The sequence below is a fragment of the Dysgonomonas termitidis genome, from assembly GCF_042654545.1.
Lineage (GTDB): Bacteria > Bacteroidota > Bacteroidia > Bacteroidales > Dysgonomonadaceae > Dysgonomonas > Dysgonomonas termitidis.
In genome coordinates this window covers 1-23,830 of record NZ_JBHSGN010000163.1, presented here as the reverse complement: position 1 = coordinate 23,830, position 23,830 = coordinate 1, and the positions used below count along the sequence as shown (strand labels likewise).

Here is a 23,830-nt window from a genome sequence, read left to right as displayed (position 1 = left end):
TTGGTACATGGGGTCAATTTAGACTGGCACGAGGGGGCAACGCTCACTGGATTTTCCAATCCGTACCGATGCCCGCCTATCTCTGCGTGAAACTGCCGAAGGGAATATCGCTTTAGCCATTCATGCCTTACGCAAAGAACCGGAATTAGATCGTCCATTTTACGGAACACGTCTATCTGAAGATGACAAACAAAACCTCCGCCAGACAGGTCATGCCGGACGATTGGTAGAGATCGAACCTGTCAAAGACCAAAAGATGATGGCATTCGTATCTATTGATAAGTTGACTAACGAACTGGTAGCTGTCAGAGCCGATAAAATCAAAATACCCAATGAGATAAAAGGCGTTACTCTCAACGATGGACAAAAGAAAGATTTGGCAGAGGGAAAAGGCGTCTATCTGGAGGGCATGATATCCAAGAACGACAAGCCTTTCAATGCTACTGTACAGATCGATGCCGATCGCAGAGGGCTGGAGTTCAAGTTCGATAATGCCAATAAGCTATCGAAAGAGCAACAACAATTGAATACGAGCAAACAAGATCAATCTCAATCGCAGGAAAAGAAATTCCATATCCCAACTAAGTTATTGGGAGCAGAACTCTCCGAACAACAGCAAAAAGATCTGAAAGAGAATAAAACGATCTATGTGACAGGTATGACCGATAAGAAAGGAGAACCTTTCAATGCTTACATCAAAGTGAATACAGAAAAAGAAAAACTGGACTTCTTCAAATGGAATCCTGATAAGGCGAAAAAGCAAGGAGCAGAAGTAACTCCCGACAATGCTGCCAAAACACAGGTAGCTGTCAATTCGGAGGGGAAGACTAATGAAGCCACCAAAGATGTCAAAGAGCCTCTTAAGCAAGGTCAAACACAGCCTACCGAAAAACAAAAAGAGAAACAGGAGGAAAAGAAGGAACAGCAACCTCAAAAATCCAAAGGTCGAAAAATGTAAGGGTTGCAAACTCCTTTATTAACAACGGTCTACTTGTTTTCGTAGACTATGTAAAACAAAACGGTCTATCAGACCTCACTAATTATCCAAAATAACTATGAATATAGCAATTATAGCAGAAAAGCCAAGTGTAGCCAGAGAGATAGCATCTATCGTAGGAGCTACCGATAAAAAAGACGGATACCTGTATGGTAACGGATATCTTGTAACATGGGCATTCGGGCATCTTGTCGGACTATCTATGCCCGAAGACTATGGATTCAATGGGTTTAAAAGAGAAAATTTACCTATTATTCCCGAAATATTCACACTACAACCCCGACAGGTAAAGGGAGAAAAAGGATATAAAGCTGATCCCGGAGCATTGAAGCAACTCAAAGTAGTAAAAAATGTATTCGATAGTTGCGACAAAATTATTGTTGCTACCGATGCAGGTAGGGAAGGGGAACTTATCTTTCGCTACATCTACAATTATCTGGAATGCAGTAAACCGTTCCAACGACTATGGATCAGTTCGCTGACGGAAAAAGCTATCCGAGAGGGGTTGAAAAATTTGAAGGATGGAACAGCGTATGACGACCTATACAAAGCAGCAAAAGTACGCAGCGAAGCGGACTGGCTCGTGGGTATTAATGCCAGTCAGGCATTGAGTATTAGTGCCGGAGAAGGTATTTATTCATTGGGTAGAGTACAAACTCCTACATTATCTATGATCTGCTCCCGATACAAAGAAAATAAGCAATTTGTTCCTCAGCTCTATTGGCAATTGGCATTAGGTATCAATAAAGACGATATTTCGTTCAAAGCCTTCTCAAAAGAGAAATTTAATACTAAGGAGAATGCCGAGCAATGCTATGAGTTGTTGAAGAAACAGCCTACAATCGAAGTAAAGTTTGTTGAACGCAAGAATGTATCGGAAGAGGCTCCCTTATTCTTCGATCTGACAGGCCTACAAAAGAAAGCGAATCAGTTGTATGGCTTTTCGGCAGATAAAACGCTGAGTCTGGCACAAACCCTTTATGAGAAAAAATTGATTACCTATCCACGTACAGGCAGCAAATATATTTCCGAAGATATATTTGAACAGATGCTCGAACTATTACGATGTCTGAAAATACATCCCTTATTTGTGAACCATGTGACGGACTTGCAGAAGAAGAAACTAAATAAACAAGCTGTTAACGACAAGAAAGTAACCGATCATCATGCCCTGCTTGTTACTGAGAACTACGCACATGACATAGTGAAAGACGAACGAAAGGTTTATGACCTGATTGCCGGACGTATGTTGGAAGCTATCTCTCCGAAATGCAGCAAAGAGCAGGTCAAAATTGTATTTGTTTCCAACGAACTGGAATTTGAAGCCAAAGGCTCGATTATTATTTCAGCGGGATGGCGGGCTGTCCTTTCAGAAGAAGCTCAAAAGGGAAGTGAAGAATCCTCTGCCGTTCGCCTCCCGTCTTTTACAGAAGGAGAAACCATCGAAGCTATGGCAACTACGTTGGTAGAAAAGCAAACCAAGCCGAAACCTTTATATACCGAAAGTTCATTATTGACAGCAATGGAAAATGCCGGAAAGGAACTCGATAACGACGCTCAACGTAAAGCTATGAAAAGTTGCGGATTGGGTACGCCAGCTACCCGTGCAGCGATTATCGAGACTCTGATTTCACGAGGGTATATTATCCGCAAAGAGAAAACTCTTGTGCCAATTGAAAAAGGATTGGCAATATACGGCATTGTAAAATCAATGCGAATAGCCGATGTGGAGATGACGGGTATGTGGGAAGAAACACTTGGCAAAATAGAGACTGGAGGGTTTGATGCAGGTACGTTTTCCAAAAGTATCGGAGTTTATGTTACTCAGGTAACAGCGGAACTTATGTCATCGAATATTGTATTTCGGGAAAAACAATCGGATGTATGTTGTCCCAAGTGTAAAGAGGGTAAGATACGTTTCTATCCGATGGTTGCAAGATGTACTGACGAAAACTGTGATTTTATCTGCTTCCGAAATAAATCGGGAAAAAATTTGACAGATACTCAACTTACCGAATTATTCAAAATGAATAAGATGGGACCATTCAAAGGTTTCAAAAGTAAAGCAGGGAAAGAGTTTGAAGCCTCATTGTCTCTTGATAAGGAGTACAAACTTCAGTTTATATTTGACAATAGTACCAAAGGGAGCAAATTCAAAAAGAAATAGACCTAAAGCAAACGGTGCTTGGGTATCCCTCCCAAGCACCTCACTAATTATCCAACTTATCCAAGTTTAACCCGCTATGTCTCTCGACATCATACGAAAAAAACGCTTATGAATAAATTGAAGTGAAACAAAGGTAGGGAACATTTTCGTTAAGCAATGTACAGAGACAAAAATATATTTTGGCTATGCCATTGCGAGAATTAACAATCACAGGAGCGTAGTATATGTAAAATGACTAATGAAATTGAATATTCCGAAGGTCGCAGACCTTTTTTTAAAACAATCAACAAAAAGCAAATATGAAACAAAATAAGCCAATGGAACTATCCTATTACAGATTAAGTCTATTGTCATTTCTGAAAGAAAGCCATCCGACATTAGCTATCGATGATGATTTTATCAAAAATAGAGCCGATGAAGCAGCAGAAGCATATGCTGAAGCCATTAGAGATGGATTATCCCATACTGAAGCTGAGGAACTGGCAAACCTAACTCTCTTTCGGGGATTGCTCTTCTCGCGACATGATATGATTGTTCATGTGTTGTGGAACGAGTTTGCCGATATTATATCTCAAAGTGAAGCAGCAGACTATGCAAAAAAACTTTTGCCCGAATGTGAAACCGTTTTCTCACAATACATTCTCTTCGATGAATTTATGTATTCTCCCGAGTACAATAGTCTCTATACTGAGCTGACCGGATGTATTGACCTATGGCTGGAAGAAAATGAGTTATAACAAAAAGATACATCTTCGGGCCAATATTGAAGCCATCCGTACTGTCCTTACTCTCGAAAGGGAGCAAAGGGCAGCTACCGATGACGAGCGATTAGTTATGCAAGGCTACTCGGGATTCGGAGGATTGAAGTGTGTACTAAATCCGGCAAATTCCTTGACCGATACACAATATTGGGCTAAATCCGAACTCGACTTATTCCCGATGGTGGTCGAACTGCATCAGGTTATCCGGGACAATACAGAATCGGATAAGGAATACAAAGCCTACTTCAATAGCATCAAGAACTCGGTGCTGACCGCTTTCTATACTCCACCCGAAATAGTAGAGGTAATAGGCAATGCTGTCCAAGAAACAGGTATAAACATTAATCGTTTTCTTGATCCATCGGCAGGTATGGGCGAGTTCTCCCGTGCAATAGGTGGTAACAATACAGAAAAATTCGCTTTTGAAAAAGACCTGCTGACCGGAAAGATACTATCACATCTTCATCCAAACGAAAAAGTTAATATCGAAGGCTTCGAAAGCATTGAGAATCGATATAACAACTATTTCGATATTGTTTCGAGTAATATCCCCTTTGGGGATATTAGTGTATTCGATGCTAATTTTAATAAACAGAGTAAATTACATAAAGATTCTACCCGCACCATTCACAACTACTTTTTTCTAAAAGGAGTCGATACTCTACGGGAAGGCGGCCTAATGGCTTTTATCACTTCGCAGGGAGTGATGAACTCCCCGAGCAATGAGCCTGTCCGCCAATGGCTGATGGAAAATACGAATCTGGTATCAGCGATCCGTCTGCCCAATAACCTTTTTATGAACTATGCCGGAACGGAAGTCGGCAGTGACCTGATTGTCTTACAGAAAAATACAGGCAAGGACAAACCGAATTTCTGGGAAGAATTATTTGTGACCAGTTCCTTGCATCGGGAAACAGAAAGCTACAATAACGATTATTTCTACAACTTAGGACGTGTGGTACAAACCAAGAGCAGTATCGGCACCGATCCTTACGGCAAACCGGCTCAGGTATTCATCTATGAGGGCAGTACGGCTGAAATGGCGGATTATATGGGACAGATGCTAAAAAGTGATCTGAAAGCCAATCTGAATATTGATTTGTACAAACAACATTTAATAAGTAATACTCAATCAAATCGGCAGCAGCAACCAGAGCCAAAAAACAATATTTCTCTACCGGAACACCCCGAAGTTTTAGAAAAAGTAGAGAAAGTTAGCTATCAGGCATTAGAGGTTAATATCTCTGAGCCAGTGTTATCTCTATATGATCTCTTCGGCTTTTCGCAAGAAGAGCGTAGCCAGATAAAACCGGCCAGAGGTAGAAAAAAACCGGCATCGGTTAGAAGTGGTAAATCTGTACAGCTAAATATTTTTTCCACCAGCAATAGGCAAACAACAACTCAAAAACCGATAGAGCAACCGAGCCCGAGTTTAGACCCTCGTCCCTATTCAGGAGAACTATTTGTATTTCACAAGCAAGGCTCCTTAGTCGAAGATCAAGGGCAGGTCGGCTTTCTGAAAGAACGCTATAAAGATGGGGCTGAGTTTCAGCCTTTGGATGTCGCATTTGACCAAAAAGCAAAGATTAGTAGATATATTGAAATCAGAGATTTTTATCATACGCTGTATAACCACGAAGCAGAGCATCTGACAGAACACGCTTCTTTGCGGAGCAATCTGAATATAGTCTATGACAACTTTGTCAAACGTTATGGCAACCTCAATGACAAACGAAACCTCGATGTTATCAAAATGGATGTTGGAGGTCGGGAGATACTTTCTTTGGAACGTGCCGTAGAAGGCAAACTGCAAAAAGCCGATATATTTTCCATACCTGTCGCTTTTAATCCCAACGAGATAAAGGTAGTAGATACTTCTGATGAAGCATTGATCGCTTCGTTGAATAAATACGGCGAGGTACGCTTAGACTATATGGATTCTTTGCTGGTAGGCAAGAACAGAGAGGAAATAATTCACGATTTGGATGGGCGTATCTTTTACAATCCATTGGTACAGAATTATGAAGTCCGGGATCGTTTTATTGCAGGCAATGTTGTCGAAAAATCCGAATTGGTAGAACGCTATGTCTTGAAGTATCCTGATGATATCCGTTCCCAGACATCCTTAAAAGCCTTGCAGGAAGCTACTCCGCAACCGATCAGGTATGAAGAACTGGATTTTAATTTTGGAGAAAGGTGGATTGGTACGGATGTATATGAAAAATATATAGGCAAACTCTTTGAGACAGACATAACCATTGATTATTATGCTTCTCGGGATGACTATAGCGTCAAAGCAGACAGGAGCAATATGATTATTAACGAGAAGTTTGCTGTACAGGGAGAAAGTAAGTTATATACAGGTATCCATCTTCTCAAACACGCTCTGCTGAATACAACGCCCAATATTACCAAAACAATTACCGTAACCGATCCTGAGACGGGAGAAGACAAAAATGTAAAAGTACCTGATGGGCAAGCCATACAAATGGCAAATACCAAGATAGATGAAATTCGTAATGGTTTTACCGATTGGCTGAACGAACAATCTCCCGAATTTAAGAACAATTTAGCCGATTTGTATAATAAAAAGTTCAACTGTTTTGTACGTCCGCAGTATGACGGATCCCACCAAACCTTTCCGGGATTAGATCTGAAAGGTTTGGGTATTCCCGATTTATACCAATCGCAAAAGGACTGTGTCTGGATGCTCAAGCAGAACGGTGGGGGCATAGGAGACCATGAGGTGGGGGCAGGTAAGACACTGATTATCTGTTGTGCTGCCTACGAAATGAAACGTTTGGGACAAGCCAATAAACCGATGATAGTCGGACTCAAAGCCAATGTACACGAGATAGCAGCTACCTTCAAAACAGCCTATCCCAATGCCAAGATACTCTATCCCGGCAAAGAAGATTTTACTCCACAGAAACGGGTAAAGATTTTTAATGAAATAAAAAACAACTCTTGGGATGCGGTAATTCTAACCCACGACCAGTTCGGAAAGATACCCCAGTCTCCCGAAATGCAGCAGCAGATATTTCAGGCGGAACTGGAGTCTGTGGAGGAAAATCTCGAAGTATTGCGTTCGCAAGGCAAGGATATTTCGAGAAGGATGCTCAGAGGCCTGGAAATACGCAAACAGAACTTAGAGGTAAAGCTGGATAATCTGGCCGATACGATTAAAAATAGAACGGATGATGTGGTGGACTTTAAGATGATGGGCATCGACCATTTGTTTGTAGATGAATCGCATCAATTCAAGAATCTTGCATTTACTACTCGCCACGACCGTGTAGCAGGATTGGGCAATCCCGAAGGAAGTCAGCGGGCTATGAATATGCTCTTTGCCATCCGTACCATACAGGAAAGGAGAGATAAAGATTTAGGAGCAACATTCCTATCGGGGACTACTATTTCAAATTCATTGACGGAACTATATCTACTTTTCAAGTATCTAAGACCAAAAGAACTGGAAAAGCAGGGTATCAACTCCTTTGACGCATGGGCGGCTGTTTTTGCCAAGAAGACAACAGACTATGAGTTTTCGGTAACCAATCAGATCGTACAAAAAGAACGCTTTCGCTATTTTATCAAAGTGCCCGAACTGGCATCCTTCTATTCGGAGATAACGGATTATCGTACAGCAAAGGATATTGGAATTGACCGTCCCGAGAAGAATGAGGTATTGTACAATATCCCACCCACACCACAGCAGGAGGTATTTATCGGAAAATTAATGAAGTTTGCTGAAACGGGGGATGCTACAATTTTGGGAAGAGAGCCATTATCCGAAAAGGAAGAAAAAGCAAAAATGCTTATAGCGACAGACTATGCTCGAAAGATGTCTTTAGATATGCGAATGATAGACCAAGCCTACGGCGACCATGTGGATAACAAAGCATCGCATTGTGCAGCTAAGATTGCTGAATACTATAAAACCTATAATGCACAAAAGGGAACTCAGTTCGTATTTTCAGACTTAGGAACCTATAAACCCAATGAATGGAATCCATATAGTGAGATTAAAAGAAAGTTAATTGAAGATCATGGTATCCCTGCCCATGAGATACGCTTTATACAGGAAGCTAAGACCGATAATGCCCGAAAGGCCATGATAGAAGCCATGAACGCAGGACGTATTCGTGTATTATTTGGTTCAACAAGTATGTTAGGAACGGGTGTAAATGCTCAACAAAGGGCTGTGGCAATTCATCACGCTGATACGCCGTGGCGACCGTCAGACCTCTCACAAAGGGATGGAAGGGCAATCAGAAAAGGTAATGAAATCGCCAAATTATATGCTGATAATAAAGTAGACGTGATTATCTATGCGGTTGAAAAGAGTCTTGATTCTTATAAGTTTAATCTATTGCAAAATAAACAGCTATTTATCAATCAGTTAAAAACGAATAATATGGCTACCCGCACCATTGACGAAGGTAGTTTGGATGAAGGTTCGGGCATGAATTTCTCGGAATATGTGGCTATCCTTTCTGGTAATACCGATTTGTTGGAAAAAGCTAAGTTGGAAAAGAAAATAGCTTCTTTGGAAAGTGAACGGCAGGCGTTCAATCGGAGTAAGTCGTCTGCCATCTATAAATTTGAAGATATTACCCGAACGGTAGATAGTAACTCTGAAATGGTTGCCAGAATGAATAAAGACCTAAATTCATTCAAAGAAAAGGTACAGGTTGATAAAGAAGGCAATAAACTCAATCCAATTAGATTGGATAATCTGGGTAGCAATGACCCGAAAGTTATTGGCGACAAGCTTAATCAGCTTGCTGATAATGCGCGAACCAATGGTGAATACTTCAAGATTGGAGAGTTGTATGGCTTCAAAATTCTTGTCAAAACCGAAGAAAGTCAAAAGGAGGGTTCGATATTCAAAGACAATCGCTTCTTTATTGAGGGAGAGGGCAATATCAAATATTCGTACAACAACGGACATATTGCTACTGATCCGCTATTGGCATCGACTAATTTCTTGAAAGCATTAGACAGGATACCTGCCCTGATTGATAAATACCAATCGGATAATCAAAAGCTGGAGAAAGATTTACCTGTATTGAAAGAGGTTATGGGTGCTGTTTTCAAGAAAGAGCCGGAGCTAAAGGAATTGAAATCGCAGCTGGATTCGCTTAGCAGGCAGATTAATCTGAGTCTGGAAAATAAAGAAAATAAAAAAGAGAATATTTTACCTGATAATAAATTCAATAATCAGCAAATAGATATTTCAATGCATAAAAAGAGAGGTTTTAGCATAAGATAGTATTTTGAGTTGTACTTAGTACACTATATTTTCTTAACAAAAGATTATTTTATAGTATGGTAATTAATTTTAATTTTGTATTTACTTAGATGTAGAATATGCAGCTTAAATGATACATAATGAAGAACTAAATAACCTTGAAAGAATAGCATCGGGAGATCATGAGGCTTTCCGCTCTATCTTTATGAAATACTATCCTAAGGTAAAGTACTTCATTGCTCATATTATTAAATCAGAAGAAACAGCAGAAGACCTATCCCAAGATATATTTTTTAGAGTTTGGACTTCTAAAGAACATTTACCCAATCTACGCTCATTTAATGCGTATATATACAGAATGGCTAAAAATTCAGCATTGAATTATCTGGAACATAAATATATAGAAGATATATATGTTGCTAATTATAGCAATCAATCCGAATCAATCACTCCTGAAGAAGAATTAAATGCCAAAGAGCTGGAGTTTTTAATTCAGATTGCTATTGACCAAATGCCCGAGCAAAGACGGAAAATTTATATTATGAGCCGGATTGAGAATATAAAGAACGGAAAAATTGCAGAAACTTTGGGCCTTTCCGAAAAAACAATAAACAATCAACTAAGCCTTGCTCTGAAAGACATTCGGGATATTTTAGCTCTCGTATTTTTATTTTTCTTATAAAAAATTTGACTTCTAGTCGGGACAAAGAAGGGACTTGTCTGTCATATATGTATAAAGCATAAAAATATGTCGACAAGAATCCATGAAATAATACAAAAGTATTTTCAAAATAACCAGTCTAAAAAAGTAAAGAAAGTATTTGCTTCCTGGATAAAAAGAGAATCTAATAAAGAAGAGAAAGAGACTGCGTTTAATGAAATCTGGGATAACCTCAATATTGAGGCTGACAGATCGACTGAAAAATCTTTTGATAAATTGTTAACCACAATACAAGCGACAAATCCTACATCCGGTAAGGAACGCATCCCACTTATCCGCAGATTTTCCCGTATAGCAGCAATCATAATGCTTCCGATATTATCGGTTGGCGTTACCTATTATCTCATGAAGGACTCCGTTAAGATTGATAATCAGGTTCAATTGGTAGAATGTATTGTTCCCAATGGAGAAACACGTACAATTACCTTACCCGATTCTTCTGTCATTAAGGTTAACTCTGGTAGTGTTCTTATTTATCCGAAACAATTTTCTGACAGCAGAGATATTTTTCTGAATGGAGAAGCATACTTTACAGTTACTAAAGATGAGACAAAACCATTTATAGTAAAAACAACAGATATGGATATTGAAGTGCTGGGAACAGTCTTTAATGTAAATGCCTATACAGACAGTGAAAAGACATCAACTACACTCGAAAGTGGAAAAGTAAATGTGAAAATTAAAAATATAAATCAGGATCAAGTGATTCTTATTCCTGATGAATGTGTAACATATAACCGAAGTACCGGATTATTTGAAAAGAGTTCTATAAAGGTTGAAAATGTCATAGCTTGGACAGAAGGTAATATGGTTATCCAAAGCATGACGATAAATGAGATCATAAAATTTGTTGAACGTAAATATGCGATGGAAGTATTTCTTAATTCTAATAAATATGACCATGAACGAATCACAATGAAAGTCAAGAGTGACGAAAGTATTAATGAGTTTATGGATGTTCTGAAATTCCTTGTACCCCAGTTGAAATACAAAATAGAAAACAACAAGTTATATATATACTGATAACACTATGAAATAATCGAAATACTAACCGTCTAAAATATTGTTAACCATGAAAAAAAGAACCGGAGAGCCGCCACCAAGCATGTCTCCCCGGTTTGAAATCGATGAACCTTTATTACGATACCATTTTAAGAATTATAAATAAGTATTCACCGAAAAACATATATGCAAAAATATGAAAATAAAAACTTATCCATTAAGTAAACAGTGGGTTAATTTATCAAGAATATGTATTATTCTCTTTATAATACTGTTTGGCTCACTGAACCTGAATGCACAAAATCAAAAAATCACGTTACCTCCGGGACAAAAAACTATTTTATCAGCTTTTGAGGAGGTAGAGAAACAGACTAAAATGACAATCGCATATAACGAATCTGTCATTAATGTGAAACAAATGATAAATGCTGATGTTTCCGGGAAATCTTTATCGGAAACAATGGTAATCTTGTTAAAAGGAACCAATACCACCTATAAAATACAAGGTAACCGGATTATTATTGTAGCAGCACAGGCACAAGCCCCTAAAAAGAAATATACCGGAACAATCCTAGACTATAAAGAAGAACCTATTATAGGAGCAAGTGTTATTGTGAAAGGTAATGCTTTAGCAGGAACCGTTACTGATATTGACGGAAACTTTTCTCTTGAAGCTCCTGTTGGATCAACATTAGTTATCTCTTATATTGGCTATACTCCTATGGAAATAAAATTAGGAGATAAAACGTCACTAGATATTATCTTACAAGAAAATACGGAGTTATTAAAAGAAGTTGTCGTTGTCGGTTATGGTGTTCAGAATAAGCGTGACGTATCTACTTCAATTTCTCAAGTAAAAGCTGATGATATAGCGAATGTTGCAGTATCAGATATGCGCCAGGCTCTTGTAGGGAAGATGGCCGGAGTACAGGTAACACAACCTAGTGGTGATCCTGGTGGGGCGGTATCAATCCGTGTACGTGGTACAAGTACAATTTCAGCAGGAAATGAGCCTTTGTATATAATTGATGGCATGCCTGTGGAAAGAGGACTAGCCAATTTAAATAACAATGATATAGAATCTATCGAAGTTCTTAAAGATGCGTCATCTGCTGCCATTTATGGTAGCCGTGGATCAAACGGGGTTATCCTTATCACAACAAAACAAGGACGCTCAGAAAAACTGACAGTACACTATGATGGATTTTATGGCTTTCAAAAAGTATCGAAGAAGCTTCCGATGATGAATGCTTATCAGTTCGCTGAATTTGCACGTGATGGTCATAATGCCGCTTATCTTGCTGAGGTTCCAACAGGTTCCGTAGACGATCCCAATAGTGTACGCCCTCAGAGCTATCATCAGATACCAACAGAATTATTTCCTTACCTGAATGGTGAGCAAGGCCTTACGGATACAGACTGGCAGGATGAGATATTCCGTACTGCAGCAACAACAAGTCATAACATATCTCTGTCTGCCAAAGGAAAGAATATCAGTTATTATGTATCTGCTGGATATTATGACCAGGAAGGGATCATTATTGAATCTGATTTTAAGAAATACAGCACCCGCTTAAACCTAGATGGAAAATATGATAAATTCAAATTCGGAGTAAACTTCTCTCCATCCTATTCAAAATCAAATAGGGTAAATGCCAGTGGTTCTTACGGTTCCGGTGGTATCGTTCAATCCGCTTTGGCAATGCCCCCAGTATGGTCCGTATATAATGCAGATGGATCATATAATTATCAGGGGAATGGCTATTGGAGAATAGGAACGGACTACCAACATAATGAAATACTGAATCCCGTAGCATTAGCCAAATTACGATCCGATGTTGTAGACCGTTATGTGTTGGTGGGAAAAGTATATGCAGGATATGAATTTATGAAAGGATTAAGCTATACCCTTTCATTGGGGGGCGATTATTATGGTGCACACAATGACACATACAGAGAGTCTAGCCTTCCATTAGTAGGACTTAAATATTATGACCAACCATCCAATCCTGTAGGTACTAGTTCTTCTTCTTTCTATTTCAACTGGCTTGTAGAAAACCAACTAAACTATAATACTACAATAAATGACAGTCATAACATTAATGCTGTTTTGGTTCAATCGGCTCAGAAAGACAGGTTGAAGAAGAATTATGTGGAAGCTACTGACTATCCTAACGACCATATCGAAACAATAACGGGAGGTGTGGTTTCCAAGGGAACTTCCGAAATCACAGAATGGACATTGGCCTCTTATCTTGCCCGTGCACAATACAGCTATCAAGGTCGTTATATGGCATCCGCTGCTATCCGTGCAGACGGTTCTTCGCGCTTTGGTGCCAATAACCGTTGGGGATACTTCCCTTCAGCCTCCGCTGCATGGCGTATAAGTGATGAAAGTTTTTTCAAAGAAACCAAGGCTTTGAATTTTGTGGATGATATAAAGCTGAGAACAAGCTACGGGGTAACCGGAAACTTCCAGATCGGCAATTATGAACGTTTGTCAACTTTCGCAAAAGATTACTATATACTGGGAGCCGATGGTGGTAAACAGACATTCGGATATAAACCGGAAAAAATTAAGAATGATGACCTGACCTGGGAAAAAACTGCTATGGTTAATGTCGGTTTAGATATTCAGATGTTTAAAGGATTACTTGGCTTATCCGTTGAATTCTATAACAGTAACACCTCTGACATGTTACTTAATGTTGATGTTCCTCTAATTACGGGATATTCTTCAACCTTAATGAATGTTGGTAAGGTAAATAACCGGGGATGGGAAATACAATTGACATCTCAGAAAAACATTACCAAAGACCTGAAATATTCATTCAATGCCAATTTTTCTACGAACCGGAATAAGGTAGTAGAGTTAGCAAATGGACAAACACAAATGATTAATTCCGGAAGTGTGGAACATGCCTATTACATTACAGAAGTAGGCAAGCCAATCGGGTCTTATTATCTTTTAGTACAGGATGGTATTTTCGAGAATGAAGAACAACTGAAACAGTACCCTCATTTCGCAGACACACAAGTTGGTGATTTCCGTTTTGTAGATGTGGATGGAGACGGTGTCCTCGACACTAATAAAGACCGTGCTGTTGTCGGTAATTATATGCCGGACTTTACTTACGGTTTCGGAGGAACAGTTACTTTTAAAGATTTCGATCTGGGCTTTAATTTTCAAGGGGTTTACGGTAACGAAATACTGAATCTGAATAAACGCTATATCGACAATATGGAAGGGAATGTAAACGGAACAACTATCGCATTGGACCGTTGGAGAAGTGAGGATGATCCAGGCAATGGACAGGTAAACCGTGCCAACCGTAAGACTAAAGGTAATAACGGGCGTACATCGACATGGCATGTTGAAGACGGTTCATACCTGCGGTTGCAGAATCTTTCCTTGGGTTATACTTTACCAAGTAAATGGACACAACGTTTCCATATCCAGAAATTAAGAACCTACGTATCAGGACAAAATTTATATACCTGGACTAATTACTCCGGCTATAATCCTGAAGTAAGCTTACGCCATGACGGAGATAAGGCTACATTAACACCCGGAGAAGATTACGGAACCTACCCGTTAGCTAAGACTTTTACATTCGGATTAAATATTACTTTCTAAAAATAAAAGTATATTATGAAAAAATATAAATTAATATTCGCTTTATCAGCCTTATTATTCGCAACATCCTGTGCCGACAGCTTTTTCGACTTGGAACCAAGCGATAAGGTTACTGCCGATAAAATATATAAGACAGCATCCGATTATAACCTTGCGGTTATAGGATGTTATGGAAAATATCAGGAACATTTTTCTTACTACTTGGAGTGTGTGGAATTTCGTAGCGATAATGCCCAATATACTGCACCAACAACAGGTCAACAGGACCGCTATGATATCGACCAATTCAAGGAAAATTCAGCTAATGGAACACTTCAGTCCGTATGGGGTATTTTCAGTAACGGCGTTTACAGATGTAACTTAATTTTAGATCAGATTGATGATGCTGATTTTGACGCAACACTGAAAGATCAATATAAAGCGGAAGCTATGTTTCTAAGGGCATACAATTACTTTAATATGTATCGCCTATGGGGTGGTGTTCCTACTACTCGTAAAGTTGTTACCGTTTCGGAATCGCTAACAATACTACGTAGTACTGACCAGGAAATGTATGATTATATTGCTGGAGATCTGAAATATATTATCGATAACAATATGCTTCCGGAAGCATATTCAAAAGATGATCTTGGACGGGCAACACTGGGGGCTGCAAGAGCTTTACTGGGTAAAGTTTACCTGACATTCCGCAAATGGGCAGAGACAAAGGATGTGCTGGAACCAGTCATCGGAAAATATTCCCTACTGAAAAATCCTGCCGATATCTTTGATGTGAATAATAAGATGAACAACGAAATTATTTTTGCTATTCGTTTTAATAAATCTATTGTCAGTGAAGGGCATGGGCTTTGGTTTCAAACCAGCGCTACATCAAATGACTATCAAACACCTCAGCTACTTGCTGCCTATACTGACCAGGCAGATTTACGCAAGGATCTGATAACACTCACCAAATCCGGAAATGCATATGTACCCATGAAATATTATGACACTCCGGATGCTACTTACCCAACACAATATGGAAATGATTTTATCCTTCTTCGTTATGCTGATGTGTTGTTAATGTATGCTGAGGCTTTGAATGAGATTTCATATAGTAACTCACAAACATCACCTGCAATGGCCGCAATCACCGAAGTGCGTGAACGCGCAGAACTTAATGCTTTGGACATTGCTACTATACCCAATAAAGACGCTTTCCGTAAAGCAATCCTTGAAGAAAGGCAACGGGAATTTCCTTTCGAAGGACACCGCTGGTTCGATCTGGTTCGTATGGGTTATGCCAAAGAGATAATGGCTGCCGTAGGCCATACAGTGAATGATTATCAACTGGTTTATCCGATTCCACAGAAAGAGATTGAAAAAATCGGCAATAAATCAATTCTCTGGCAGAACGAGGGATATTAATCTTAAAACTAACAGAAAATGAAAAATATTATATATAGCATATTTATAGCTTCTATCCTATTATTTTCAGCTTGTAACGATGAAGACATTCCAAATGCCAATTTTAATACCTATGAAGCATCCAACCTGAAAGCCATAGCCGGGGATGAAGAAGTTAGCTTGAGTTGGGAAGCCTTGGAAGGCTCCAATCCAAGCGGATATTATGTGTCCTGGACTGTAAACCCTTTGAGCCTTAAAGGTGGTGATCTGAGTGTCGATGGAAATACAATGACCGCCACTATTACAGAACTGGTAAATGGGGGGAAATATACGTTCTCCGTACAACCGGTATATTCCGATGGAAGAAAAGGCGGAAAGATATTAGCAACAGTACAGCCTGTTTCTACAAGGATTCCGGCTACCAATCTGATTGCCGCTGCCGGAGACGAAAAAATAAGGTTGAAATGGACAAAACCAGACGTTGATAACTTTACTGAATATAAATTGCTGGTATCTTCTATAAACGATCCTATTATCATTGATAGAGACCATGAATCTTATGTGGTTGAGGGTCTGACCAACGACACTGAGTATGAATTCTCATTGATATGTGTTTATCCGAACGGAACATCAGATGCTATATCAACCAAAGCTACTCCGGGACAAGTATATCCGATTATTGTTGCAAGCAATGCTTTGACATTAAACGAACCTTGTACATTCGAATATAATGACATGTATTTCACAATGGGAACGGTACAATCTGTAAGTTGGAATTTTGGAGATGGTAATACTTCAACCGAAAAGGAACCGACTCATTCATATCCCGTAATAGGGAATTATACTGTAGGAATCACAGTAATTTATGAGGATGGTACATCTGAAAGTGGAAGTATTGTTATGGAAGTTTCCAATTACGCGTGGTCAATTATGGATCTTAATTATAATGGATTATCAGGATATGTAAAAGTATCTAATCCTGTCTTTTCTCCCGATGGCAGAACAGCTTATATTCCTACTTCCTCGCCAAATGGACACTTGTTTGCCATTGATGTGATAAAAGGAAAAGTTAAATGGGTGTATCAGATATCTACACTTACTTATGGAGGAGGTGCTTTAGTAGGTGAAGATGGTACAGTTTATACTTGTGGAGAAAAAGATAATACAGTGTATGCAATTAATCCAGACGGAACAAAAAAATGGACTTATGTTGTTGATGGAGCGATGGGAGCATTCCCCGCCCTTTCGTCTGATGGTACATTGTATTGTGCAACAAATGCAGGAACATTATATGCTATTAATGCTTCAACAGGTTCAGTTAGTTGGAACAAGACAACAGGAGGTACTTCCAGTGCTATAGTAGTAGATGCTTCAAACAATGTATTTGCAGGCACTAATTCGGCTATCTATAAATTCAATGCATCCGGTACAGAGTTATGGAAAACTTCGGCTACGGTAAATGTTACCGAGCGTGGGTCATTTGCAATGGATGCATCTGGTACAACTTTGTATGCTACACAAAAAGGAAGCGCAGGTCTTTCTGCTATCGATATGGCTACTGGAAATATCAGGTGGACCTATGCAAATGGCGGAGGCGGTGATGCATATTTCCCGATAGTAGGACTTGACGGTACGATCTATTTCAGCGACAAAGGAGGTAAAAAGGTTTATGCTGTGAATTCTAACGGAACGCTGAAGTGGGGGAAAAGTCTGGGTGCAGCCCTAACCTATTGTGGAGCCGTTTTAGCCGATAACGGTAAAATATATTGTGCTACACAAGGTAAGGTTGGAAGTTCATACATGGTTTATGGCTTGAATACAGCAACCGGAGATATAGTCTTCGAATATGAAAGTGCTCAGCAATTTATGGCTACAGCAAGTATAGGGCCGGATAAACGACTTTATATGGGTACGATAGGTTCAGATAATATAGGGTCACTGTTAGCCATTCCTATTGAAGCAGGCCCTGAAACTTCTTCCTGGAGTGTACGTGGTGGTGATATTTACGGTACTAACCGCAAATAAATAAATTATTTGGTGGGGATGAAATTACTCCCCACCTAAATATCTCTTGACTTATGAGAAAAATATTGATACTGGGATGCCTTTTTATAGGGCTTTCCTTCTCGGTTATTGCTCAGAATATGCAAATGGGGACAACAACAGCCCTATGGGAAAAACCAATAACTGCAGACTTCGCAGATGCCAAAGAAAATGGTATCGAGTATGTAGAAGTGGCTTTAAACCAGTATTACCGTAATGTATCGGAAGATGAGGTAATTCCTCGAATAAATGCATTGAAAGCTAAAATCGATAGTGCCGGAATGAAAGTCTGGTCCATTCATCTTCCATTTTCCCGGACGCTGGACATATCTGTTATCGACGATGAAGCCAGAAAAAGGAGTGTGGATATTATTGCCCGGATGATAAAAGCATCCGCCATATTTAATCCTTCTAAACTGGTATTGCACTCAAGCTCCGAACCAATCGATGACAGTATTCGTGAACAAAGGATTAGTAATGCCATCGAATCTATTGGCTTTTTACGAAAGTATGCAGAAGAAATCGAGGCACAATTGTGCGTTGAAAACCTGCCACGGACTTGTTTGGGTAATACTCCTGAAGAATTATTACGCATCATTGCTGATTATCCGGAAGTCGGAATTTGTTTTGATACCAACCATTATCTGACGGGCACGCCTATCCATTTTGCAAAAATAGCAGGACATCGTATCGGAACCCTGCATATATCTGACTACGACGGAGTAAATGAAAGCCATTGGATACCCGGAGATGGAACAATCCCTTGGTGTGAATTACTTGACATCATTAGAGATAAAGGCTATAAGGGCATTTATATGTATGAAGCATTGAAAAGCAAGGATGGAGTGCGCGCGACAGCAAAACAACTTGCCAATAGTTTTGAATTATTAAAAAAGGATGAATGATGAATAATAAGTTTTTATATCTATTGATACTTCTGATATCGATTGTATTCTTTACAGGATGTTCAGGTGATGATGCCCCGGCTCCGGAACCTACACCAACACCCTCGGCGAATGACGCGAAGGAAGTAATGGAAAAACTGTGGGGTACCTCCAGTTTGAACCACAATACTAAAAGACAGGAAGCATTTGATGCTATCCAAGGATATGCAGACGAATGTTCCAGCACTTACTTCAATAATTACCTGAAAAGCTTGGATGCTGCGGCTGAGAATACAGAGAAATATACTCCGGCTCTAACTTGTTACCGGGCAGCATTTGACCGGATATTGGAAGAAGTAAAATCAACACAGGTTGAAAATGGAACTACAGTCATGTGGAACCTTTATAATATGGGCTATATTGTAAAAACTCCAAAAGGGTGTTTCGCCGTTGATATCTGCCATCGCTATGCGGAGAAACTAGAGCCTTATCTTGATTTCCTCTGTATAACACATAATCATGCAGATCATTACAACACTGACCTGATAAATAAAATGTTCGCTAATAACAAGCCTGTTATTTCCAACTATCTGAAAAATGCGAATTACCAGTATACGACAAAGGATGATTTCAAGTTATTTATTATAGGAGATTTTACAGTAACGATAAATTTGACTAATCATAATGAGTCAGCTCTCAAAAACTTTGTAACAACATTCCAGATTGATTGTGGTAGTGATGGCGGAGATTTAATTTTAATGCATGTGGGTGATTCCAATTATAAAGAGGATCAATACCGAATCGCAAAACCAGTCGATATTTTTATAGCCCGTTATGCACCGAATGCTAAGACAGAAAATAACATCATAGGAAAAAAGGTTACACCTAAATATGTTATCCTTTCTCATATACTCGAATTGTCCCACGCCGGAGTTGATGAGTCACGCTGGTCATTTGAGCTCGGTTTGAAAAGAGCTTCAGACATAAACTGTGATAATACAATCATTCCATTTTGGGGAGAAAAGCTGATCTGGAAAAACGGTAAGTTAAACTAAGAAAGGATTTATAATGAAAAGATTAAATATATTATTGCTATTCCTGTGTGTATTGCAACTTCTTACAGCACAAGATCGTGCCACAGAGATAAGAAATAAATTATTAAACAGGGATCAAAGCTCTGTCATCGTTGTAGCCCATCGTGGAGACTGGCGGTTTGCACCGGAAAACTCTCTGGCTGCTATTGATAATGCCATAAAGATGGGAGTCAATATTGTAGAAATAGATGTGCAACGAACAAAAGACGGACATATTATTCTAATGCACGACAAAGCTTTGGATCGTACTACAACAGGTAAAGGTCTTGTGACAGAATGGACTCTCGATTCTATTCGTACACTAAAATTAAAAAATGGATGTGCCATTAAAACCAAAGAGAATATTCCGACACTGGAGGAAGCTTTACTTCATGCCAAAGGAAAAATTATGCTGAATTTGGATAAAGCCGACCGTTTCTTTGATGAGATTTACGAACTGATGGAAAAGACTGGGACTACCCAACAGATTATAATGAAGGGAAGCCAAACACCGGAAGAGGTCAAAGAAAAATTCGGAAAATATTTGGAAAATGTCATTTATATGCCTGTGGTAAATTTGGATAAAGATGGTGCGGCTGAACAAATAAAGATGTTTGTTGAAGATTTTAACCCTGTTGCGTTTGAACTTGTTTATGCAGACGACTCCAATACTCTTCCAATAGAAATGGCGATTTATTTGAATGGGAAAGCCCTGATATGGTATAATACTTTATGGGATACCCTGTGTGGAGGTCATGATGACGATATGGCACTTGATGATAAAGACGGTGCTTATGGATACTTGATTGATATGTTAAATGCCCGAATCATTCAAACAGACCGTCCCGCTTACCTGATAGACTATTTAAAAGCAAAAGGGCTACACGACTAATCAATTGGTTATAGGTTTTTAAGGTAGGTATAGTCTGAGCCAACAGAGAGGGGCTGTACTACTCTGACCGGATACTTTAAAAGTATTCGGTCTCCTCCTCTCTTATTTTTAAACTTTAAAAATTAACAATTCCATGATAAAGAAAATAGCACGTTTCTTCTCCCCACTACCCGATAAGGAAGTGATTGAAGAAGATAATAAGAAACTAAAAAAGTTGCAATGGTCATTCTTTATATCAGCAACACTAGGTTACGGGCTATACTATGTATGCCGTATGAGTTTGAATGTTGTAAAGAAACCTTTGGTTGATGATGGAATACTGACTGAACAGCAACTTGGTATTGTTGGTTCGGCTTTGTTCTTTACCTATGCAGTGGGGAAATTTGTGAACGGTTTTCTGGGAGACAGGGTGAATATTACCCGGTTTATGGCAGTAGGGCTTATTATATCTTCTCTTGTAAATATCTTCTTGGGAATGAGCCATACATTCTGGGTGTTTGTCATTTTATGGGGTATCAATGGATGGGTACAAAGTATGGGAGCACCATCCAGTGTGGTCGGGTTGTCCCGTTGGTTCACGGATAAAGAACGTGGTTCTTATTATGGATTCTGGAGTGCCAGCCATAATATTGGAGAAGCCATCACATTTATAGCAACTGCATTTATTGTAAGTATAGCCGGATGGCGTTATGGATTTGGTGCGGCAGGTATTGCCGGTCTGATAGGAGCTGCAGTTATCTTGATTTTTATGAAAGACAGTCCAACCAGTCAGGGATTACCTTCTGTTATGCCTACTAAAGAACAAGAGAAGTCAGCTGGAAAAGCACAACTTGAAGTTTTAAAGAACCCCTATATATGGATTCTTGCTTTATCAAGCGCCTGTATGTATGTGAGCCGATACGCTATTAATAGCTGGGGTATATTTTTCCTTGAAAATCAAAAGGCATATAGTTCTATTGAAGCAAGTAGTATTGTTGCTGTTTCTGCGGTTTGCGGTATTGTGGGAACAGTTCTTTCCGGATTCCTGTCTGATAAGCTATTTAAAAGTAACCGTGTAGTTCCGGCTGTTATCTTCGGGATTTGTAATGCTATAGCTATCGCACTTTTTGTCCTTGTACCGGAAGGATATTATTATATAGATATTGCCAGTATGATCTTGTTCGGATTATCAATTGGTGTATTAATTTGTTACCTGGGTGGTTTGATGGCTACAGATATAGCTCCTAAAAGAGCATCGGGTGCAGCTTTAGGGGTTGTAGGTATTGCCAGTTATCTGGGGGCAGGACTTCAGGACATTATGAGTGGACAATTGATCGGCGACAGTAAAACAATGATAGATGGCATTGCCGTATATGATTTTTCTTCTATACGATACTTCTGGATCGGAGCGGCAGCCTTGTCGGTTTTATTCTGTACTATGTTGTGGAGGGCGAAAAAGAAGAGTTAAATCTATTATGAATTGTTCTACATGATTAATGAATAATAATCAATTCTGGGCAGTTGAATTTAAAAGACTGCCCAATTATTAATTTAATATTCAAAATTATGAAACAATTAATGAGTTCGAGGTTATTTCTGTTATTGACGGACACCTCAAAAGAGAAAGAAGTATTAACTAAATTAGAATCAGCCTATGAAGAATTTGCAGTGACACTTTTGGAAAAACTACAAAGTGAGATAGACACTACAAAACTCTACTACAATTTGAGTTTTGTGCGTTTGGAACTTGTCGGAATACGGGACTACTCAATTGACAGGAAGGAAAAAAAATGTCTTGAAGTTTGTATTTAAAGCAATCTCTTTGATTGAAACTGAGCAACAGATTATTCAATGGAAGTTGCAAAATGAGCTGTCAGAGCCTAAGAAATGGGCACCTGAAAGAACAAATCTCAAATGGACCGGAACAGTAGCCGATTTTGTAGAATTAGTTAATGGGACTATTGAAACGAAACGGCTAAATGACGGGGATGTTGATTTGATTGATGCTATAGAGCAACTGTGTATTATTTTTTCATTTGAAGTAAAAGATTGTTACGATACATTCAGAGCTATCCGACGACGAGTAGGAAGCCGAACCCTCTTTCTTGATGAAATGATTGAAAAGCTCAATCAACGAATGGATAATATGGATAACGGTATTTTCAAAAAGAAGAAAATAAGAGGAAAAGATAAGTAGAAAAATATAGATTATTGTATTCATTTTCTTTGGGTAGAATAGGAAACTGGTAATTTTAGATTCACGAACAAAAGAAAAGGAAACAATGTTCATGCGTACAAAGCGTGGATCATTATTCCTGTTCGTTAGGTATACCAGTGCCTCTATTCCCGGAAATAATGCTATCCACGCTTTATTTTATTATCATTATCCTTTAATCAGGTGCTTTAGATTCTCATCATTACTTATTCGTTCCAACTCATCCTTAACAGTTTGCCCAATATCTGCTTTAATCTGAGTATAATTTCTCTTAATCTCAGACTCCATCATATCAACACCATCCACACCTATAAAGTTGGTTAAAACAGGAATTTTCTTGTAAGCCTTACTTTCAGCAGCCACTTTCGCGTTGTCTACCACAATTTCAGCATGGAAAATCTTTTGTTCAATCCGTTCATCAAAATTATCAGATACAGCACCCACGAACATACCTTGTGTAAGATTCGATATCTTGCTGACAGGAATAAGACTATCCAATTGTGTACTGATTGATGTTGATTTATCCTGCCTATTGATAGTCATAGATTGGCGTTTTTGTAAGACTTTTCCAAAACGATCCGACAACGTTTTTGCCGATTCGCCGACAACTTGCCCAGAGAAAATATTTCCAACCGTATTTTGTACAACCTTAGATTCCTTATCTCCATAGTCACGGTTCAACTGGCTGTAATCCTGAAAACCCAGACAAACAGCTACTTTATTACTACGAGCGGTTGCAATCAGGTTATCCAATCCCCGAAAATAAATAGTTGGCAACTCATCAATGATAACCGAAGATTTAAGTTGCTCCTTTTTGTT

General features: G+C 39.0%; 16 protein-coding genes and 1 pseudogene. 16 read left to right on the top strand and 1 reads right to left on the bottom strand.

From position 1 onward, the window contains the following. Positions 1–46: 46 nt before the first annotated feature. The 16 genes and pseudogenes from ACFO6W_RS24885 to ACFO6W_RS24810 form a co-directional block, all read left to right on the top strand. Positions 47–145: pseudogene (locus ACFO6W_RS24885) on the top strand (DUF4099 domain-containing protein); the annotation flags it as partial. A 111-nt stretch (positions 146–256) separates the two neighbouring features. Continuing rightward, the gene (locus tag ACFO6W_RS24880; RefSeq protein WP_380001617.1) at positions 257–958 is read left to right on the top strand and encodes a DUF3945 domain-containing protein; all 702 of its coding nucleotides are present in this window, start codon (positions 257–259) and stop codon (positions 956–958) included. Positions 959–1,055: 97 nt separating this feature from the next. Continuing rightward, positions 1,056–3,164 carry a type IA DNA topoisomerase gene (locus ACFO6W_RS24875; protein WP_380001615.1) on the top strand — a complete coding sequence of 703 codons (2,109 nt, stop codon included), beginning with the start codon at positions 1,056–1,058 and terminating at the stop codon, positions 3,162–3,164. A gap of 299 nt (positions 3,165–3,463) precedes the next feature. Continuing rightward, positions 3,464–3,901 carry a DUF1896 family protein gene (locus ACFO6W_RS24870; RefSeq protein ID WP_380001613.1) on the top strand — a complete coding sequence of 146 codons (438 nt, stop codon included), beginning with the start codon at positions 3,464–3,466 and terminating at the stop codon, positions 3,899–3,901. Further along, positions 3,891–9,200: an N-6 DNA methylase gene (locus ACFO6W_RS24865; RefSeq protein WP_380001611.1), complete on the top strand. Its 5,310-nt coding sequence runs from the start codon at positions 3,891–3,893 to the stop codon at positions 9,198–9,200. Before ACFO6W_RS24870 ends, ACFO6W_RS24865 begins: the two co-directional genes overlap by 11 nt. Before the next feature lie 109 nt (positions 9,201–9,309). Next, a complete protein-coding gene (locus ACFO6W_RS24860) occupies positions 9,310–9,861 on the top strand; it encodes an RNA polymerase sigma-70 factor (protein WP_380001609.1) in 552 nt (183 codons plus the stop codon). 66 nt (positions 9,862–9,927) lie between these two features. After that, positions 9,928–10,923, top strand: a complete 996-nt coding sequence (locus ACFO6W_RS24855; RefSeq protein ID WP_380001607.1) for a FecR family protein — start codon at positions 9,928–9,930, stop codon at positions 10,921–10,923. Positions 10,924–11,098: 175 nt separating this feature from the next. After that, positions 11,099–14,539: a TonB-dependent receptor gene (locus ACFO6W_RS24850; protein ID WP_380001605.1), complete on the top strand. Its 3,441-nt coding sequence runs from the start codon at positions 11,099–11,101 to the stop codon at positions 14,537–14,539. Positions 14,540–14,554: 15 nt separating this feature from the next. Beyond that, positions 14,555–15,946 (top strand): RagB/SusD family nutrient uptake outer membrane protein, encoded by a 1,392-nt coding sequence (locus ACFO6W_RS24845; protein WP_380001603.1) that lies wholly within the window; start codon positions 14,555–14,557, stop codon positions 15,944–15,946. A gap of 18 nt (positions 15,947–15,964) precedes the next feature. Continuing rightward, a complete protein-coding gene (locus ACFO6W_RS24840) occupies positions 15,965–17,950 on the top strand; it encodes an outer membrane protein assembly factor BamB family protein (RefSeq protein ID WP_380001601.1) in 1,986 nt (661 codons plus the stop codon). Between the two features lie 53 nt (positions 17,951–18,003). Then, complete coding sequence (locus tag ACFO6W_RS24835; protein WP_380001599.1) at positions 18,004–18,873, top strand: sugar phosphate isomerase/epimerase family protein; 870 nt, start codon at positions 18,004–18,006, stop codon at positions 18,871–18,873. Next, the gene (locus ACFO6W_RS24830) at positions 18,873–19,907 is read left to right on the top strand and encodes an MBL fold metallo-hydrolase (protein ID WP_380001619.1); all 1,035 of its coding nucleotides are present in this window, start codon (positions 18,873–18,875) and stop codon (positions 19,905–19,907) included. The genes ACFO6W_RS24835 and ACFO6W_RS24830 overlap by 1 nt, the downstream gene beginning before the upstream one ends. 13 nt (positions 19,908–19,920) lie before the next feature. Beyond that, positions 19,921–20,817: a glycerophosphodiester phosphodiesterase family protein gene (locus ACFO6W_RS24825; protein WP_380001597.1), complete on the top strand. Its 897-nt coding sequence runs from the start codon at positions 19,921–19,923 to the stop codon at positions 20,815–20,817. 133 nt (positions 20,818–20,950) lie between these two features. Then, positions 20,951–22,264, top strand: a complete 1,314-nt coding sequence (locus ACFO6W_RS24820) for an MFS transporter (RefSeq protein ID WP_380001595.1) — start codon at positions 20,951–20,953, stop codon at positions 22,262–22,264. A gap of 98 nt (positions 22,265–22,362) precedes the next feature. Beyond that, on the top strand, positions 22,363–22,608 hold the full coding sequence (locus tag ACFO6W_RS24815; RefSeq protein WP_380001593.1) for a hypothetical protein: 246 nt from the start codon (positions 22,363–22,365) through the stop codon (positions 22,606–22,608). A gap of 10 nt (positions 22,609–22,618) precedes the next feature. Next, positions 22,619–22,993, top strand: a complete 375-nt coding sequence (locus ACFO6W_RS24810) for an RteC domain-containing protein (protein ID WP_380001591.1) — start codon at positions 22,619–22,621, stop codon at positions 22,991–22,993. 186 nt (positions 22,994–23,179) lie between these two features. Here ACFO6W_RS24810 and ACFO6W_RS24805 read toward each other — a convergent pair. After that, on the bottom strand, positions 23,180–23,830 hold a 651-nt coding region (locus ACFO6W_RS24805), incomplete at its 5' end, for a TraM recognition domain-containing protein (RefSeq protein WP_380001589.1).

Bases quoted from the DNA above. Each gene is read 5' to 3' on its own strand.
- ACFO6W_RS24880 (WP_380001617.1), top strand. From the start codon at position 257: ATGATGGCATTCGTATCTATTGATAAGTTGACTAACGAACTGGTAGCT.
- ACFO6W_RS24875 (WP_380001615.1), top strand. From the start codon at position 1,056: ATGAATATAGCAATTATAGCAGAAAAGCCAAGTGTAGCCAGAGAGATA.
- ACFO6W_RS24870 (WP_380001613.1), top strand. From the start codon at position 3,464: ATGAAACAAAATAAGCCAATGGAACTATCCTATTACAGATTAAGTCTA.
- ACFO6W_RS24865 (WP_380001611.1), top strand. From the start codon at position 3,891: ATGAGTTATAACAAAAAGATACATCTTCGGGCCAATATTGAAGCCATC.
- ACFO6W_RS24860 (WP_380001609.1), top strand. From the start codon at position 9,310: ATGATACATAATGAAGAACTAAATAACCTTGAAAGAATAGCATCGGGA.
- ACFO6W_RS24855 (WP_380001607.1), top strand. From the start codon at position 9,928: ATGTCGACAAGAATCCATGAAATAATACAAAAGTATTTTCAAAATAAC.
- ACFO6W_RS24850 (WP_380001605.1), top strand. From the start codon at position 11,099: ATGAAAATAAAAACTTATCCATTAAGTAAACAGTGGGTTAATTTATCA.
- ACFO6W_RS24845 (WP_380001603.1), top strand. From the start codon at position 14,555: ATGAAAAAATATAAATTAATATTCGCTTTATCAGCCTTATTATTCGCA.
- ACFO6W_RS24840 (WP_380001601.1), top strand. From the start codon at position 15,965: ATGAAAAATATTATATATAGCATATTTATAGCTTCTATCCTATTATTT.
- ACFO6W_RS24835 (WP_380001599.1), top strand. From the start codon at position 18,004: ATGAGAAAAATATTGATACTGGGATGCCTTTTTATAGGGCTTTCCTTC.
- ACFO6W_RS24830 (WP_380001619.1), top strand. From the start codon at position 18,873: ATGAATAATAAGTTTTTATATCTATTGATACTTCTGATATCGATTGTA.
- ACFO6W_RS24825 (WP_380001597.1), top strand. From the start codon at position 19,921: ATGAAAAGATTAAATATATTATTGCTATTCCTGTGTGTATTGCAACTT.
- ACFO6W_RS24820 (WP_380001595.1), top strand. From the start codon at position 20,951: ATGATAAAGAAAATAGCACGTTTCTTCTCCCCACTACCCGATAAGGAA.
- ACFO6W_RS24815 (WP_380001593.1), top strand. From the start codon at position 22,363: ATGAAACAATTAATGAGTTCGAGGTTATTTCTGTTATTGACGGACACC.